At 67.1% G+C, this 16,290-nt stretch carries 17 protein-coding genes; 6 read left to right on the top strand and 11 right to left on the bottom strand.

The genetic code is table 11. The features are described from left to right. Positions 1-195 precede the first annotated feature (195 nt). The gene (locus tag AC10V3_RS31445) at positions 196-2,610 is read left to right on the top strand and encodes a TnsB C-terminal domain-containing protein (protein WP_490923881.1); all 2,415 of its coding nucleotides are present in this window, start codon (positions 196-198) and stop codon (positions 2,608-2,610) included. 897 nt (positions 2,611-3,507) lie between these two features. Here the strand turns inward: AC10V3_RS31445 and AC10V3_RS31440 are convergent. From AC10V3_RS31440 to AC10V3_RS31420, 5 genes are all read right to left on the bottom strand, one after another. Continuing rightward, on the bottom strand, positions 3,508-4,083 hold the full coding sequence (locus tag AC10V3_RS31440) for a hypothetical protein (RefSeq protein WP_490923880.1): 576 nt from the start codon (positions 4,081-4,083) through the stop codon (positions 3,508-3,510). Further along, positions 4,073-4,213 (bottom strand): hypothetical protein, encoded by a 141-nt coding sequence (locus tag AC10V3_RS31435; protein WP_349608841.1) that lies wholly within the window; start codon positions 4,211-4,213, stop codon positions 4,073-4,075. Before AC10V3_RS31435 ends, AC10V3_RS31440 begins: the two co-directional genes overlap by 11 nt. After that, a complete protein-coding gene (locus AC10V3_RS31430; protein ID WP_022539291.1) occupies positions 4,206-4,727 on the bottom strand; it encodes a hypothetical protein in 522 nt (173 codons plus the stop codon). The genes AC10V3_RS31435 and AC10V3_RS31430 overlap by 8 nt, the downstream gene beginning before the upstream one ends. Beyond that, complete coding sequence (locus AC10V3_RS31425; protein WP_349608843.1) at positions 4,684-4,911, bottom strand: hypothetical protein; 228 nt, start codon at positions 4,909-4,911, stop codon at positions 4,684-4,686. The genes AC10V3_RS31430 and AC10V3_RS31425 overlap by 44 nt, the downstream gene beginning before the upstream one ends. Before the next feature lie 86 nt (positions 4,912-4,997). Then, positions 4,998-5,600, bottom strand: a complete 603-nt coding sequence (locus tag AC10V3_RS31420; protein ID WP_022539290.1) for a response regulator — start codon at positions 5,598-5,600, stop codon at positions 4,998-5,000. 687 nt (positions 5,601-6,287) lie between these two features. On the opposite strand from AC10V3_RS31420, the gene AC10V3_RS31415 reads away from it, so the two are divergent. Both AC10V3_RS31415 and AC10V3_RS31410 read left to right on the top strand, forming a co-directional pair. Further along, the gene (locus AC10V3_RS31415; protein ID WP_041681830.1) at positions 6,288-6,452 is read left to right on the top strand and encodes an FmdB family zinc ribbon protein; all 165 of its coding nucleotides are present in this window, start codon (positions 6,288-6,290) and stop codon (positions 6,450-6,452) included. A gap of 170 nt (positions 6,453-6,622) precedes the next feature. Continuing rightward, positions 6,623-6,877 (top strand): hypothetical protein, encoded by a 255-nt coding sequence (locus AC10V3_RS31410; protein WP_041682184.1) that lies wholly within the window; start codon positions 6,623-6,625, stop codon positions 6,875-6,877. 163 nt (positions 6,878-7,040) lie between these two features. Here the strand turns inward: AC10V3_RS31410 and AC10V3_RS31405 are convergent, their stop codons facing one another. Together AC10V3_RS31405 and folE are read right to left on the bottom strand one after the other, a co-directional pair. Further along, positions 7,041-7,484 carry a BLUF domain-containing protein gene (locus tag AC10V3_RS31405; protein ID WP_022539288.1) on the bottom strand — a complete coding sequence of 148 codons (444 nt, stop codon included), beginning with the start codon at positions 7,482-7,484 and terminating at the stop codon, positions 7,041-7,043. A gap of 59 nt (positions 7,485-7,543) precedes the next feature. Further along, the gene (gene folE, locus AC10V3_RS31400) at positions 7,544-8,305 is read right to left on the bottom strand and encodes a GTP cyclohydrolase I (protein ID WP_022539287.1); all 762 of its coding nucleotides are present in this window, start codon (positions 8,303-8,305) and stop codon (positions 7,544-7,546) included. Between the two features lie 331 nt (positions 8,306-8,636). On the opposite strand from folE, the gene AC10V3_RS31395 reads away from it, so the two are divergent. Continuing rightward, complete coding sequence (locus tag AC10V3_RS31395) at positions 8,637-8,828, top strand: hypothetical protein (protein WP_022539286.1); 192 nt, start codon at positions 8,637-8,639, stop codon at positions 8,826-8,828. A 9-nt stretch (positions 8,829-8,837) separates the two neighbouring features. On the opposite strand, the gene AC10V3_RS31390 is transcribed toward AC10V3_RS31395, so the two are convergent. Genes AC10V3_RS31390 through AC10V3_RS31380 form a run of 3 tightly spaced genes read right to left on the bottom strand, consistent with a single transcriptional unit; the run spans position 8,838 to position 13,195 of the window. Further along, the gene (locus tag AC10V3_RS31390) at positions 8,838-10,091 is read right to left on the bottom strand and encodes an arsenic transporter (protein ID WP_022539285.1); all 1,254 of its coding nucleotides are present in this window, start codon (positions 10,089-10,091) and stop codon (positions 8,838-8,840) included. Positions 10,092-10,122: 31 nt separating this feature from the next. Next, positions 10,123-12,213, bottom strand: a complete 2,091-nt coding sequence (locus tag AC10V3_RS31385; protein WP_022539284.1) for a penicillin-binding protein 1A — start codon at positions 12,211-12,213, stop codon at positions 10,123-10,125. A 37-nt stretch (positions 12,214-12,250) separates the two neighbouring features. Next, entirely contained in the window at positions 12,251-13,195 is a 945-nt protein-coding gene (locus AC10V3_RS31380) for an alpha/beta hydrolase (RefSeq protein WP_022539283.1), read from the bottom strand. A gap of 194 nt (positions 13,196-13,389) precedes the next feature. Between AC10V3_RS31380 and AC10V3_RS31375 the strand changes: the two genes are divergently transcribed. Both AC10V3_RS31375 and AC10V3_RS31370 read left to right on the top strand, forming a co-directional pair. Then, positions 13,390-13,632 (top strand): hypothetical protein, encoded by a 243-nt coding sequence (locus AC10V3_RS31375; protein ID WP_010812795.1) that lies wholly within the window; start codon positions 13,390-13,392, stop codon positions 13,630-13,632. 181 nt (positions 13,633-13,813) lie between these two features. Continuing rightward, positions 13,814-15,778, top strand: a complete 1,965-nt coding sequence (locus AC10V3_RS31370; RefSeq protein ID WP_022539282.1) for a sigma-54-dependent Fis family transcriptional regulator — start codon at positions 13,814-13,816, stop codon at positions 15,776-15,778. Positions 15,779-15,878: 100 nt separating this feature from the next. On the opposite strand, the gene AC10V3_RS31365 is transcribed toward AC10V3_RS31370, so the two are convergent. Then, entirely contained in the window at positions 15,879-16,280 is a 402-nt protein-coding gene (locus tag AC10V3_RS31365) for a DUF779 domain-containing protein (RefSeq protein ID WP_022539281.1), read from the bottom strand. Positions 16,281-16,290 lie beyond the last annotated feature (10 nt).

Here is a 16,290-nt window from a genome sequence, read left to right as displayed (position 1 = left end):
AAAGGGGCGGTGCGGAGCATCGGACCGCCGACGCGGTGCGCCGAACCATCCGGCAACTCATCGCCGGCGCTGAGAATGCGCACGCAGTGTCCGCCGCTGGTATGGGACGCGCCTCGGCGGCAGGCCGCCGCAGGACTGCTTCCTGTTACGGCGTGGGCGCACAGCAGGCTTTTGCGATGCGACAAGGAGAGACGTATGCCGTCGTATTTGGTGCCATTCCAGGTCTATCGCTGGGAGTGCGGCGACAAGGTGCTGAATCTGCGCTATCTCGGGGCGAACGACCTGGGCCTGTATGCCTTCTATGACCTCGACCAGGGTACAAAAGTGTCCACGCAAAAGTTCCTTCCCGTTCCGGAGTCGGACGTGCTGTCAGCGCTGGGGCGCACGATGCAGTGGGTGGATGACTATGTGCGGAACTCCTTGCCCAAAGAGGCGGAGCTTGACGAGGACCGTCGTAGCGAGCGCGCAGCGCGGTGGGCCAAGGTGGCCCGCATCTTCGAGCGCAAGACGCCGGCCGGTGACAAGGAGGAGCCGGTTTTTACCGACGAGATATATTTTAGCGCCAGGTTGTTCCGCACACTGGTGCGCGCGGAAGCTCGCAGGCAGGGTTGCACAAAGGCGACGCAGCATTATATCCATTTCTGGAACTGCATACGTTACGGCGGCGATGAGTATGCCTTGACGGATCATCAGAACCGGTGTGGCGCACCGGACCAACCGCGTTCCTGCCTGGTCGTGGCCAAGAAGTCAGGCGCGAGGTCGGCCGACTACTATCTTGACCCGCCCCGTTATGCGCCAAAAGACCGCTTCGACCCGTTCTGGCGGCGTCGCACACTCTCGGCCATCATCGTGACGCTGGCCACCAGCGACCCCAACGACCTACGTGAGTTGCTGCGCAGTCCTGCGAAATTCAGGGAGTTGATGAACAAGCAGTTCTGCTTCACGGGCGGCAACATGCGTGTGAGCAAACGCCGCAAGCTCCCCGGCGGCGAGATACCGACGGATCAAACGCTGGAGCGACAGGGCATGGCAATGGTTCAGCGCCTGTCCGACCAGATCTTACCGTTGCTGAAGGAGGTCGAGCGGCGGTCGGCGGGCGATGCGACGGGTATCGCGCACGGTAAGGAGATTATTGCCGACATGGACGTCACGGACTTCCATACGGTTCGCATCATGTTCGTCACGGACGATGAGTCGGACATGCGCGAACTCGGCGCGCCACGCGTAGTGCTGGCAGTGGTGCGCGGTAGCGACTACATTGTGGGCTACTATCTGACGATCGGCTACGAGCGGACGGACGTCTATCTCAACTGCCTGCTGTCCATGTTCACCGACAAGACACCGCGACTGCAGGCGCTGGGATTTGACGAACCGCTCGAAGGTATGGCAAGCGGCAACGTAGACGTGGTGCTCACGGACGGGGGCGCAGGCAAGTCGGAACGCGCACGGGTGTTCGTGCTCAAGGAACTCAACGCGGACCACGCCAAGACGGCGCCGTATTATCCCCAGGGCAAAGGTAATGTGGAGGGCACCAACCGACGAATCAAGGACCGGGTCAGCAGTAACCTGCATCTGGCAGACGCGCTGATGGACGGTGTGGCCAAAAAATTGGAAGGCATGGCCGCAGCGCAGCGCCTTGGGTTGCAGCACGGACAGGGCATGACGGCAACCTATTGCAGACAGGAGGCCGCTGATCACATCGTCTTCCTGAACGAGCACGTTTTTGAGCAGGCGCTGGTAGAGGCGATCAACGAGCACAATCTTGTGCTGCTGACGACGGGAAAGAAGTCGCTCACCCAAAATATGTTTGCCAGAGGTCAGGTACCGACTCGGCTCAAACGCTTTCGGGAGCAGCAGCTTGGCCGGCAGGGCGACCGTGCCTACAAGCGGAGCCAAAAGGAACTCAGCGCCGCCATCCTTCGTTCAAAGGAAAAGACGGCGAGCCTGCTGCACGGCGTCGTGACGTTGACCGACGGCGGCGAGTACGGTGGCAGGACGAACGAGAATCATCCGCACATGCAAGCCCTGATGAAATGGGAGCGTGACGAGCGTTTCAAAAAGAAGCTGGCCAAGGACAAGCCGATTACGATTCGCGTCAGTTCACCGCCTTACGGCAATTTCGCTACGTGGCATACCGATGATGGCAAATTTCTCGATCTCCCACCAACGCCGGCATGCGCGAAGCTGGCTGGTGCCAAAGCGGATCGCGCGCGATTCGTCGCCATGCATCACAATTTCTTGAGTGATCAGCGCAAAGCAAAGCAGGCGGAGAAAGAAGGCAAGAACAAGCCGGCATCCAAGCGATTCAGTGCTAAGGCGAAGGCTATGAGCGATGACATCAGGAACAAGCGCGGTCCCCGGGCGGAGACATCGAGCCGGCCCCGCGCCCCCTACATTGACTTGAAGCGGGGGGAAGAACAGCAAAATGCCTATGAACAGCACACGTTGCAGGCTGGCATGCCGAAGTTGCCCCCGCGTGACGCCACGCCGGAACCCGACCTGTCTCTCCTGGCTAGTCTCGACGACGATGCATTTGGCCTGTCCGAACTGCAATCCGCTTTCAAGAAACGCGTGGCAGGTGAGCACGATAAACCGCTACAGGAGGAATGACGCGATCACCGCGCGGAGGACGGGTCGCACTCGTCGGGGCGTCAAACTCACTCCTATTGATAAAGAAGAGGGCAAATTCCCTGTCCTCGAACCAAAGCTCGAGTCAGCGGCGTAGCACGGGACGCGGCGCTCGTATACCTCGCCAGAAATCCGGGCGACGTATGCCGGCATGATGATCGCGGTATTGTCCGAGTGGCTGGCTATGATCCTCTCACTCCAGCCCGACCTCAGCGGCGAGTTGCTCAAAGTCGCGACGAACGTGTATCCCGGCGATGCGAAAACATGCGCGGGGAGGGAAAGTGCGCAAGAAGAAGGGCTATGTTGCCGGATGCATGGCGCGACGGCATGTTTCTCCGCCCGTATCACCAAGGCTAGCGTGTCGAATAGTCGCCTTGAACGGGGTGGGCATTTCACTTCCGTAGAGGATCGGAGTGCATGGCCCGGTCCAAGGCTTGCCTTGAGACTGCGTACGACTGCCTTCGTGGAGATTATGTGCTATGCCGCGTCCAGGGCTGGAAGTGTCAGCGACCGTGCTGAACATGGCGCTGCCATTGCACTTGGTGGCTGGCAGCACCGTCCGGAGGGCATGGTGAAGAGGAGTGGAAACCAGAAGTGGCGGAGCTGATTGACTCAGATGCCGCCGCGCGAGGGGCGCGACGCCGCAGCCGCAAGCTCCGCCGTCTTGTTGAACCAAGTCGCGTTGCCGAGAAGCTTGTAGAGGCGAGGGGATGGTATCGATGGACGAAGCCTCCATTTTCTCAGGTTTATTGATGTGGGTTGTATGGTGTCAAACGTGCATTTTGCCTTCGCAGCAACGCACTCTGGCGGTATCCTGCTGCCAGTACATGGTTGGTGGTAACCTATTGAATAATAAGGAAAAATTTACTTCTGCCGACTTTACGTTTTCGGGTATATTGACCCAATACAGTAGGTGACCTGCAGGAAGCGCTGCCCGCCCTCGCCGGCAGGGCGCTGCGCGTCGGCGGCTTCCGGCGGTGCCGCGACGGTAAAGCTGGCAATGGCGGACTTGGCGGCCTGGCCGCCCCCGCCGCGGCGCGGCTGCCTGTCGAAGCCATCGGCCACGGCATCCGGCAGCAGGCGCTCGCGCCCGTGCAGTTGCAGCAGCGTATCGGCCAGCAGGTTGGACATCAGCACGGCGTAGTCGCGCTGGCGCACGATGCACAGGCCGACCCGCGTGGCGCTGACCAGGATGTGGTTCATCAGTTCGCTTTCCAGCGCGCGCGAGGCTTCGGCGTGCGTGCGCCGCAGCAGGTGCCGGCTCCAGTAGCGCGCGCTCAGCACGATCGCGCTCACCAGCAGCAGCATGGCGCCGAGGATGACGGCGAGTTCAGCCGCCAGTGCGGAAGCCAGCATCCGGTACGGCAGGTAGTAGGCGAGCAGCCCGAACTCCGCGCGCAACTCCTGCACCAGCAGCACGCCCAAGCGCGTGTAGTGCAGCGAATCATGCGACATATGGCGCGCCCGCGCGCTGATCTCCCGGAGGGTGGCATCCGATGCCGGCCACGCGCGCGGCCACCAGCATGTCCGGGGTATTGCCGACATAGGCGGCGCCGGCCAGCACCATGATGGGGGAATCATCCACCGGATGGCGCAGCGGGCCGACCCAGACCTGCTCGTCGCGCCCCGGCACGGCGTGGCCGGTGCGGTCCAGCAGCGCCTGCGTGAGCCGCGTGCGCCAGCAGCGGGATCAGCGTCGGGTCGAGCGCCATTGGGGCGCGCGCGCCGGCGTCTGGCTGGCTGATGACAATGGCGCTGTCTTCGTTGAGCGAGACCGCGTAGGCGCCGTGGCCGAGATCGAACGCCTGCTGCGTGGCCACGGTCGCCAGCGCGATATCGCGCTGGCGCACGAACTGCGCCGGCAGCGCGGCGCCCCAGGCGCGCTGCGTCGCATCGGCGGCAAGCAGGTGGTAATCCTTGCGCACGGCCTCGACGTGGGCGCTGGCCGCGCCAGTGCGCCGGAACGCCTCGTAGCCGGCATGGCGCGACGGGTCCGGCGCACGCGCGTCAGGGTAGTAGCGGATCGTCAGCATGGTGCGCCGCAGGAACGACGATTCATTGTGCAGCAACTGCGCGATCGAGGCCACGTACTGCGACACGTGGCTGCGGCGGTAGTCCAGGTGCTTGCCCGCCGCCAGGCCGGCGAGCAGCAGGCCGGAAAACGATGGCGATCAGCACCGCGATCGTCACCGAGTACAGGTGTTGCTGGCGGCGGGCGTTGTCGGAAAGCGTATCGAAGGCGCTGGCCAGCGATTCCCGGGTACGGTCGAGGTCTTGCTGCATCGGCCGTCGCTCAGGCGGCTGCCCCAGGACCGGCTGCGTCAGATAAGGCCATTCTCATAGGCGTAGCGGATCAGGCTGGTATTGGTCTACACGCCGAGCTTGCGCATGGCCACGGTCTTCTGGCTGGAGATCGTGCTGACCGAGCGGCCGAGCTTGCTGGCGATGTCGGTCAGCTGGAAGCCTTGCGCATAGAGCCTGACCACTTCCAGCTCGCGCTGCGTGAGTTCGGTGGCAGGCGCACCGGCGAGCGCGGCGTGCTCCAGGATGGCCCGCACCGAAGGCGAATGGAAGCAGCTGTTGTCGCTGAGCGCGACGTGGATGCAGGCGCGCACCGCGTCCTCCAGCGGGTCTTCCTTGCTGACGAAGGCGCGCACGCCCAGCTTCATGGTGCGGCGGATGATGGCGGGATTGGTCTGGGCGCTGATCACCACCACGCGCGTGCGCGGATGGCGGCGCGCCAGCCGGCTCAGCAGGTTGAAGCCGTCCAGCGATGCATCGCCGTGGCCCATGCAGAAATCGGTGATGGCGATATCGGCCGGATGCTTGTCCAGCGCGCCCAGCAACTCGGTGCCGTTGCGGCATTCGCAAGTGATTTCGACGCCGGCGGTGCGCTGCAGGCAGCCGCGCAGGGCGGCCACGACCAGCGGGTGGTCGTCCGCCAGGGCGACACGTATGACTCGGTCGTGCATACCTCGGATCCTTTGCTCAAGAAACTGAAATTGGACGGCCCCGGGAGTTCCATGGGGCGTGGCGTGCGCGATGCTGCCCGGCGCAGCGCACGGGTGGGATGGGGTGTCGGCCGTGTCCGGCACAAGTGGGGGGACAGCGCGGCCACGCGGGCACGACACCAGTCGGGGTGGGGTGATTCATTGCACAGCGTCTCCGGATCGGGATGGCAACCGGCCGGTTCCGGTTGCGCCAGGTCATTGCGTCAGCACAAATTCCGCATTCTGGCTATGTTCCTCGCCCCGTTGAATCGCAATTTGGCTAGTTCCGGGATCGGGCCGCGAGGGGGCGGCCCGGCGCGCGATGTGGGACAGGCATGACCAGCCAGAGAGTAAGGCGCCGGGCCGGCGCACTTGGCCCGGGATTGCGCGCGATTTCATGGCCTGATCCGCGACATCAGTGCCAGGTCTTTTGTCTGAAATCATTGCGAGGCCGAAAACCGCCGCGACGGCAAGTGGATTTGCGATGGCCCCGGCTCGCAGGCCCCGGAGCCAGGCATGTCGTGTAACGAAACTTTCACGCTGCGCGTGGCAAATCGCTGTCCTAGAATGAACCTGACACGCGTCCGGCATCGTGTGCGGCGCAGCATCCGGCCACGGCCGGGTGGCGCTTGCGGCGCCCGCGGCGTGTGCACCGCGTGAGGGAATGCCATGCCCGTCTACCAATACCGCTGCGAGAAGTGCGGCCATGTGTTCGAGAAAACCGAGCATCTCGCAGAACATACCTCTTCCCATCCGAATTGCCCGAATTGCGGCAGCCAGTCCGTGCAGCACGCGCCGGCCCCGTTCGTGGCAGTGACCCAGCGCAAGAGCTGAGTCCGAACAACAATCCCTGGAGGGTCTGCGCGCCGCCGCCATGGTGCGGCGGCGCGCGACGTGCCGCCGTTGGATGACAACGGCACGCCTGTTTTCATGCGTGGCGCATGGTGTGCCACGCACGTTCGCGCTGCGCGCAAGCGGCGATCTCAACCTTGACGGAGGATGCCATGGCTACGAGACCGTTCTCACAATTTCCCGCCGACGAGCAGCAACAGGTCACGCAGGTGTGCATGCAGGTCGGACTGGCGCCCGAGATGTTCGATATTTCCGATGAGAGCAACGGCGGCGGGGCGCGCCGTGTCAGCGTGCGCCGGGCGGGCACGGACAAGCAGAGTATCTACGAGGCCGGACCCGGTTCGGTCTGGGTCGAGGAGTTCGAGAGCGACCTGGAATGCGGCCTGTTCGGCCAGGTGACTGCCTAGCGCGCCGGGGCACGGGCTAGCGCTGCGGGTGCGGGTGCTTAGCGCGGAAAGGACTGCGGCCCAAGTGCCGCAGGCAGCGAGGAGATGATGCGAGGACCGCCGCAGGACAGCCCGGGCGGTTCAGATGCGACGCAGTTGCGGCGCAGTGACCGCTCGTGATGGCTCAGTGACGGCCGCGTTCGCCGGTGCGCGAGACCACCGACGCGCCCGCGATCAGCTCCTTGAGCAGCGCCAGCGAGGCCGCGCCCGAGGTGCGGTATGGATCCAGTTCGGCGCGCGCCGAGAACTTCAGCAGCGTGGCGGTGTTGATGCGCGCGGCATTGACCTGGCCCATGGCCCAGCCGGCGAAGTCGCGCGCGCAGGTTTCCTCGAAATGCAGCAGCGTCACGTCGTGATGGCGGGGATCGCGCGCGATCGCCTGGTACAGCTGCGACACGTCCTGCCGGTCGCCTTCCAGCGCCTGGAGGAACATGCCGTTGCCATGGCACAGCACGCCGGTGATGCCGTGGCGCGGATTGCGTTCGAGGCTGGTGGCCAGGATCGCATCGAGGAGGGCGGCGTCGATGGGCTGGCGGGCGCGGCTGGCATAGAGCAGGCGGACTAGCATGATCGTGGCGGCTCCGGTATCGGGCGTGGCTTAAGGGGCGTGATCCTGGGGCGGGGCCTCTAGCCGCGGTTGTTGTTCAGCAGCGTGAGGAATTCGCGGCGCAAGCTGTCGTCCTTCAGGAACGAGCCGCGCATCACGCTGTTGGTCATCTTGGCGTCGGTGTCGCGCACCCCGCGCCAGTGCATGCAGAAGTGCTCGGCCTCCATCACGATGGCCAGGCCGTCGGGGTTCATCTTCTCCTGCAGCAGGTCGGCCACCTGCGCCACCGCCTCTTCCTGGATCTGCGGCCGGCACATGATCCATTCGGCCAGCCGCGCGTACTTGGACAGGCCGATCAGGTTGGAATGCTGGTTCGGCATCACGCCTACCCACAGCTTGCCGATGATCGGGCACAGATGGTGCGAGCAGGCACTGCGCACCCGCAGCGGGCCGACGATCATCAGCTCGTTGAGCTGGCCGACGTTGGGGAATTCGGTCACCGCCGGCGCCTTGGCATAGCGGCCGGCGAAGATCTCTTTCAGGTACATCTTGGCGACCCGGCGCGCGGTTTCCTGCGTGTTGTGGTCATTGTCGACGTCGATCACCAGCGCGCGCAGCACGTCTTCCATGCGCGCCTGCACTTCGGTCTGCAACTGTTCCATCTCACCCGGCTCGAGGTAGGGCGCGATATTGTCGTTGGCGTGGAAGCGCTCCTGCGCGGCCTGCAGCCGGGCGCGGATGCGGGACGAGACGGTGGGGGCCGCGCCATGCTCCTTGCCGTGGGCGTGGTCTTCGGCCGGGCTGAATTCCTTCGCGCGGTGCGCCGCGTCCTTGCTGGTCATGAGTCGGGGTGTCCGGATTGCATCGAGAGCTGCCAGAGGCTTGCACTGCGCGCGGCGGCGGCGCCGCCGCGCGGGTGTGCCGGGTCCACTATATGGCAGATGCACGGGCCGAACAACCCGCCACGGAAGCCGCCATGCGGGCGGCGGTGGGCCGAGTACGCCACAACCGTACGCCCTTCCGTGAATAGTTCATGACATCGCTCAAGCCCGCCCCGCACGGCGCCGACAAGCGCACATAATGGGTGCACCCGCCAGGCGGCCCGATGAAGGAAGGCCGCCGGCGACCGGCCGCTGCATCGGGCGGCCATACTCTTGTCGGGACAACGAGACCATGCCGATTGCCTTTCCGTGCAGCAGCCTGATGCTGCTCCATGTCGTGACGGTGCCGCTGCCGGCGGCACCGGTGGAAACGGGCGTGGCGGAACACCACGCCAGCGCCGCACGCCTGGCCGCGCCCGGCCTGCGCCGGCCGCTGCTGCCGGCAGCACGCACGCCGGCCACCGCCGGCACCCCTACCGGCTGAGGCCGCCGCTTACCAGAGCAGCAACGCCAGCGCCGGCAGCATCGCTGCCGGCATGACCACGGCCCCCACGCGCAGGAACTGGCCGGCGCTGATCATATGCCCTTCGCGCCGCAGCGCGGTCAGCCACAGCAGCGTGGCCAGCGACCCCGTCACGGACAGGTTGGGGCCAAGGTCGATGCCGACCAGCACCGCGCCGGTGACGGCATGCGACGCATGCCCGGCAGCCAGCGCCGACGCGGCGATCAATCCGGCCGGCAGGTTGTTGGCGATATTGCCCGCCAGCGTCACCACCGCGCCCACCGCCAGCAGCGCGCCGGCCCCGCCGTGGCGCGACGCGGCCTCGACCGCGTCGGCCAGGTGGCGGATCACCACGGTCTGCTCCAGCGCCGCTACCAGCACGAACAAGCCCGCCACCATCGGCAGTACGCCCCATGACACTTCGCGCAGCGCCGGCGCCAGCAGCTCGCGCCGCGTGGCGCAGACCAGCAGCAGCGTCGCCACGCCAGCAGCAAAGGTGGGCCAGCCCAGGTCGCTGCCGCGCAGCGAGGCGATCAGCAGCGCGATGCCGGTCAGCACGATGCCCAGCGCCGTCAGCCAGGCCTGCAGCGACAGCGGCGGCACCGGCACGTCGTGTTCGATCGGCTCCGACAGCGCATCGCGCTGGGTCCACCACAGGGCGGCCAGCGTAGCCAGGATCGCGGCCAGCGACGGCAGCGCGAAGCTCGCCAGCCAGGCCGCCAGCGGCGGCATGCGCTCGCCGAAGATCACCAGGTTGGCGGGGTTGGAGATCGGCAGCACGAAGCTGGCCGCGTTGGCGATAAAGGCGCACGCATACAGGTAAGGCAGCGGATGCCGGACCCGCGCCGCGCGCGTGGCGGCGAGCACCGCCGGCGTGAGCACCACCGCGGTGGCATCGTTGGACATGAACGCCGTCACCAGCGTGCCGAAGCCGTACACCAGCAGGAACAGCCGCAGCGCCGAGCCGCGCGCCTGGCGCACCGCCAGTGCGGCGACGTGGTCGAACAGGCCGGTCTTGCGGGCCAGTTCGGAGATCAGCATCATGCCGGCGAGAAACAGGTACACGTCATAGCCGCGCATCACCGCCGCCAGCGCGTCGGGCAGCGCCAGCAGGCCGGTCACGCACAGCAGCAGGGCGCCGGCGGCGGCCCAGAAGGCCTCGGGCAGGCGAAAAGGGCGGAACAGGACGCCGGCCGTGGTCAGCGCGGCGACCGACCAGATCAGCAGTGGGCTGTGGCTGGACATCGGTATTGTTGTTGTGATGGTGGGGAAGGGACTACAGGTTGGGGTCGACGGGCGCAATGGGCGTCGCTTGCGGTGCAGCGCCGGGGGTGGGCAGGCCGATGGCCTCGCTGGTTACCGGCGTCGGCGCGGGCGCCGCGGGCTCGTTGCTGGCGACGGGGGCCGGGGACGGGGTGGCCGGCGGCGGGAAGCCAAGGGAGGCGATGCCGCGGTTGCTGTCGGCATACTCCGCATACATCCAGTCATCGCCCACGCGCACCACGCCAGCCGGCGCATGCGCCTCAGGCACTGGCACGCCGGCGAGGCGGCCTTCCATGTAGGAGGCCCAGACCGGCAGCGCGGTGGTGGCGCCGAATTCATGCTCGCCCAGGCTGCGGTTGTCGTCATAGCCCATCCACGCCACCGTGACCACGCCGCCGGCATAGCCCGCGAACCAGCCGTCGACCGAATCGTTGGTGGTGCCGGTCTTGCCGGCCACGTCGTCGCGGCGCAGGTAGCGGCGCACGCCCGCGCCGGTGCCGTCGTCGACCACGCTGCGCAGCAGGCTGTCCATTACGAAGGCATTGCGCTCGCTGATCACCCGCGGCGGCGCCGTGCCCTCGGCCCCCTGACCGTTGCCGGCGGAGAACAGCACGTTGCCTTCGCTGTCCGTGATGCGCTCGATCAGGTAAGGCTCGACGCGGTGGCCGCCATTGGCGAACACGCCGTAGGCAGCGGCGAGGCGCAGCGGCGAAGTGGTGCCGGTGCCCAGCGCCAGCGGCAGGTAGCGCGGCAGCCGCTTGGGCGAGAAGCCGAAGCGGCTGGCGAACTCCACCGCATACGGGATGCCGATTGCCTGCAGCGTGCGGATGGCAGGCAGGTTGCGCGATTCGGCCAGCGCCTGGCGTACCGTGATCGGGCCGACAAAGCGCCCATCGTCATTGGAAGGCTGCCAGCGCGAGCTGTTGGCCAGCGGTGCGTCGTTGATCACTGTGCCGGGCGATACCCCGTGCTCCAGCGCCGCCGCATAAACGAAGGGCTTGAAGGTCGAGCCCGGCTGGCGCAGCGCCTGGGTGGCGTGGTTGAAGCGGCTGGCGGCAAAGTCGGCGCCGCCCATCATCGCCTCGATCGCGCCGGTGGCGCAGTCCAGCGACACCAGCGCCGCCTGCGGTCCCTGCGCCAGCGCCTTGATTGCCTTGCGGTGGCGGCGCGCGTAGCCTTCCAGCCCGCCATGCACCGCGTCGTAGGCCAGCGTCTGGCGCACCGACGACACCGTGGTGTAGACGTTCAGGCCGCGCGTATAGGCCTCGTCGCCAAAGCGGTCGCGGGCCAGCTGGCGCGCCAGGTCGGCCACGTACTCGGCATGACCGGCGAAGCTGCCGGGGCTGTCATTGGAGATGGCGAGGCGTGCGGCGCGGGCCTCGCGGTAGTCGTCCTGGCTGATCATGCCGAGCGCCAGCATGCGGCCCAGCACATATTCCTGGCGCCGCTTGGCGCGCGGGAAATTGACCACCGGGTTCATGGTCGACGGTGCCTTGGGCAGCCCCGCCAGCATCGCTGTCTCGGCCAGCGACAGCGCGGCCAGCGGCTTGCCGAAATACGCATGCGCGGCGCTGCCGAAGCCATAGGCATGCTCGCCCAGGTAGACCTGGTTCATGTACAGCTCGAGGATGCGGTCCTTGGACAGCGACTGGTCGATGCGCCAGGCCAGCAGCATTTCATACCACTTGCGTGCCAGCGTCTTCTCGCGCGACAGGTAGAAGTTGCGCGCCACCTGCATGGTGATGGTCGACGCGCCCTGCGCATAGCCCTGGCCCAGGTTGGCCAGCGCCGCGCGCAACACGCCGGGGATATCGACGCCCTCGTGCTGGTAGAACTGGTCGTCCTCGGCAGCCAGCAGCGCCTTGACCATGCGCGTGGGAATCTGCTCGAAGGGAATGAACTCGCGGTGCTCGCTGCCGAATTCGCCGATCTGCACGTTGTCGCTGGTGTAGATCCGCAGCGGCACGTCTGGCCGGTAGTCGCGCAGGGCGTCAACGGGAGGAAGCTGCCGCAGGCTCACCACCGCGGCAAAGCCGGCAAGCAGAATGCCGGCCGCAGCCAGCGCCAGCGCGGCGCCGCCTGCCTTGACTGCGATTTTTTTCATGCGCGCATTCTACCCGCTGGCCGTGCCGTCGTAGCGGTTATCGGGACGCGGCCAGCGGCAGCGGGCAGCCGTCCTCGTCGTGTTCGGCCGGTGCTGCCGGTGCTGGGGGTAATGCCGGTAATGCCGGTAATGCCGGCGCTTCCTCGGGCTGCGCCGCCCCGACGCGCAAGCGGGCCTCGCTGTTTTGCTGCGCGAATTCGCACAACGCCAGCCAGGTTTCCTCGCGTTCGATGATGGTGAAGTGATCCGTGCCTGGCATGGTCTGCAGCGCCACCGGTCCGGGCCATGCGGCCATCAGGCGCTCGGAGCACTCGTGTGGTACCACCTCGTCGGTCTCGGCCAGCAGCACCTTGGTGCTCTGCACGACCTTCTTGCAGTGCGAGATCGAATCGAAATGGTGACGCATCAGCTGGCGCAGCGGCACCAGTGGGAAACGCTTGCCCACCAGCTCCAGCAGCGAGTCGTAGGGCGTGACCAACTGCAGGCTCTCGAAATCCTGCAGGTCCGCCAGCTGGATCGCGACACCGGTGCCAAGGCTGCGGCCCACCACATGCACGCGGGTGTCGGGAAAGACACGTCGCACGTGCAGCAGGAACTGGCTGGCATCAGCCACCGCGGCGGCCTCGGACGGGCGGCCGTCGGAATGACCCAGGCCGCGGTAGTCGTAGGTGGCGAAGCCCATGCCGGCCGGCAGCCAACGCGCGTATTGCAGCGTTTCGAGCACATCCTCTCCGCGGCCGGGCAGGTAGAACAAGAGGTCGAGCACGGTGTCGCCGGGCGCCTGGTAGATGTAGCCGCGCACCACGCCGCCGGGGATCCGGTGCGAATAGCCGATGATGCCGTCGGGCAGGTCGCGCGGCGGGCGCCGGCGCACGGCGAACAACAGCCGTTCCTGGTTGAGCGTCAGGTAGGTCCAGTAGCTGGCGAAGCCGCCGGCGGTGACCAGCGCTGCCGCCAGCGCGCGGCGGGTGGGGAATTTCATGGCTCGTCCACGGTGTCGCGGCCTGGCGTGGCGCCCCGGGGGCGCAGGCCTTGCCGCCTAGCCGCGCAGCCTACCTCATTTTTGTCAGGCGCGAGGCCGCAGCGCAAGCCAGCCGGCGCAGTTCTTGTACGATATGCCTCATTCAGGCGCGCGCACCCCCCACACCCAACGACGCGCAAACGGAGCTGACAAGCATGAGCGAGCAGAAGCACGAGCAGTACCGCGCCGAAGAGGCGCAGGCAATGGAACGCGTCGTCGCGGCGACGCGGCAGGTCCAGGTGGCATTCACCGCCCTGCAGGCCCACTACCCGCCGCAGGGCAGCGGCAAGCCGTCCAAGCTCGCACTGCAGACCTTCGATGCGGCCCTGCAGGCGCTGGAGGACGCGCAGGCCACGTTCGACGAGATCCTGAACGACCTGCTCGACGAAAAACGCTGATGGCGCGGGCCCGGGCCGCCGGGCCTGATACAGGGGCCCCGCCCTGTGCTATGGTTGCCGGATAAAGCCGCCCGGCCTGCCGCAGCACACGCCTGCACGGTACGCGACACGGGACGGCAGGGCAGCGGCCGCTAAGCCTTTTGCGATGCGCGCCGTCTGCCAGCACAGGAGACCCGCCGTCATGCATCGTGCCGCCCGTTCTGCTGACCATCCTGCCGCCGACGCTGCGCTCCAGGCCGTCGACCCGGCCGACGCCGACCGCGCCGGCCTGATCGCCCGCTCCCATGCGCGCTCGGCCGGCTTCGGACTCGACGCGCGCCATGCGCCGGACTTCGACATCGCCGGCGTGCGCGCACTGGGCGAACTGGTCGATGCCAGCCGCGACCTGTACCGCCATGCGCTGCCGGTGATGGAGACCCTGCACGCGCAGATCGCCAATACCGACAGCATGGTGCTGCTGACCGACAGCAGCGGCGTGATCCTGCACAGCCTGGGCGACGGCGATTTCGTCGGGCGCGCCCGGCGCGTGGCGCTGGCGCCGGGCGTGTCATGGGCCGAACCCAGCAAGGGCACCAACGCCATCGGCACCGCGCTGGCCGAGGCCCGTCCCACCATCATCCACGCCAGCGAGCACTTCCTGCAGGCCAACCACCAGCTCACCTGCTCGTGCGCGCCGATCGCCGGCCCGACCGGCGCGATCCTGGGCGCGCTCGACGTCAGCGGCGACCATCGCGGCTTCCATCGCCACACCATGGCGCTGGTGCGCATGTCGGCGCAGATGATCGAGAACCACCTGTTCGCCAACCATTTCCCCGAGGCGGTGCTGGTGCGCTTTCATGCGCGCCCGGAGTTCGTCGGCACGCTGTTCGAGGGCATGGCGGCGTTCACGCCCGACGGCGCCTTCCTGGCCGCCAACCGCAGCGGGCTGTTCCAGCTCGGGCTGGCGCCGCAGGCGCTGGCGCTGTCTGGATTCGCCGAGCTGTTCGGCCAGCCGGTGCGCGTGGCGATGCAGGCGCGCGCCACCTCGGCCGGATCGCTGCAGGTGCTGACGCTGCCGAGCCGGGTCCAGGTGTTCGCGCGCGTCGAATACCTGGCCGCGCCGGTGACGGTGCGCCAGCCAGTCGCCGACGACCCGCTGCCGCCGGCGCTGGCCGCGCTCGACACCGGCGATGCCGCCGTGGCCGCGGTGCTGCGCCGCGTGCGCAAGGTCAGCGGGCGCGATATTCCCATCCTGGTCCAGGGCCGCACCGGCACCGGCAAGGAATGGCTGGCGCGCGCCATCCACGCCGCCTCGCCGCGCGGCAACGGGCCTTTTGTCGCTGTCAACTGCGCGGCCATCCCCGAGTCGCTGATCGAGGCCGAGCTGTTCGGCTACGAAGAGGGTGCCTTCACCGGCGCGCGCCGCCGCGGCTGCGTAGGCAAGCTGGCGCAGGCGCATGGCGGCACGCTGTTCCTCGACGAGATCGGCGACATGCCGCTGGCGCAGCAGGTGCGGCTGATGCGGGTGCTGCAGGAGCGCGCGGTCACGCCGCTGGGCGGTGCGCGCGCGATGCCGGTTGATGTGCGGGTGGTCTGTGCCACCCACCGGGACCTGCGGGCGATGATTGCCGATGGTTCCTTCCGTGAGGACCTGTACTACCGCATCAATGCGCTAGCCGTGACGCTGCCGTCGCTGTGCGAGCGCAGCGACCTGCCGGTGCTGGTGGAGCGCATTTTGCAGCGGCAACGGGAAGAGACTGGCACGGAGGTGCCGTTGCGAGTTGGCGCAGAGGTGCTGGCGCTGCTGCGGCGGCATCCGTGGCCGGGGAATATCCGGCAGCTTGCCAATGTGTTGCGAACGGCGGCGATCCTGGCGGAAGGGGAGGCGGAGATCGGCTGCGAGCACCTGCCGGAAGGGTTTGAGCAGGAGTGCGACGACGACGCGGAACGCTGTGAGGACACGTCGGCTGCCCGGTCAACGCCAGCGACCGGGACCGCGGCAGCCGCCGGGCGCATGCGCGACTGGGAAGCGGGCGTTATCCGCCAGACGCTGGCGCGGCATGGTGGCAATGTCAGTCATGCCGCCCGCGAGCTGGGGGTTTCGCGCAATACGATCTATCGGAGGTTGAAGGAAGGGCTGGATGACGAGCCGGGGTCTGAGGGCTGAGGCGTTGCACAAGCGCTGACGCGTTTCATCTCCCGTTTGCTCCCTCTCCCGCAAACGGGAGAGGGAGCACCCAGTTGGCTAGCGCGAACAGTGAGGCAGCTCACAACCCCGCCTGCGCAGCCAGCCAAGCCGCCTCCTCATCACTGAACAACTCCGACCGCGTCAGAAACCGCAGCCCAGTCGGCCCCTCCAGCGAAAACATCCCACCCGCCCCCGGCACCACGTCTATCACCAGCCGCGTGTGCTGCCAGTACTCGAACTGCGCGCGCGTCATATAGAACGGCGCGCCGCCGATCTCGCCCAGGCACACATCAGCCTGCCCCACCAGCAGTTCGCCGGCCGGGTAGCACATCGGCGCACTGCCGTCGCAGCAGCCGCCGGACTGGTGGAACATCAGCGGGCCATGCCGCGCGCGCAGTTGCGCGACCAGCGCGAGCGCGGCGGGCGTCGCAACGACGCGCGCAACAGGCGCATCGGCCGAACCAGGAACGAATGACGGCATGGCCTGTCTC

The organism is Cupriavidus sp. PB-02, from assembly GCF_058252315.1.
This window is presented reverse-complemented; position numbering and strand designations above follow the sequence as displayed.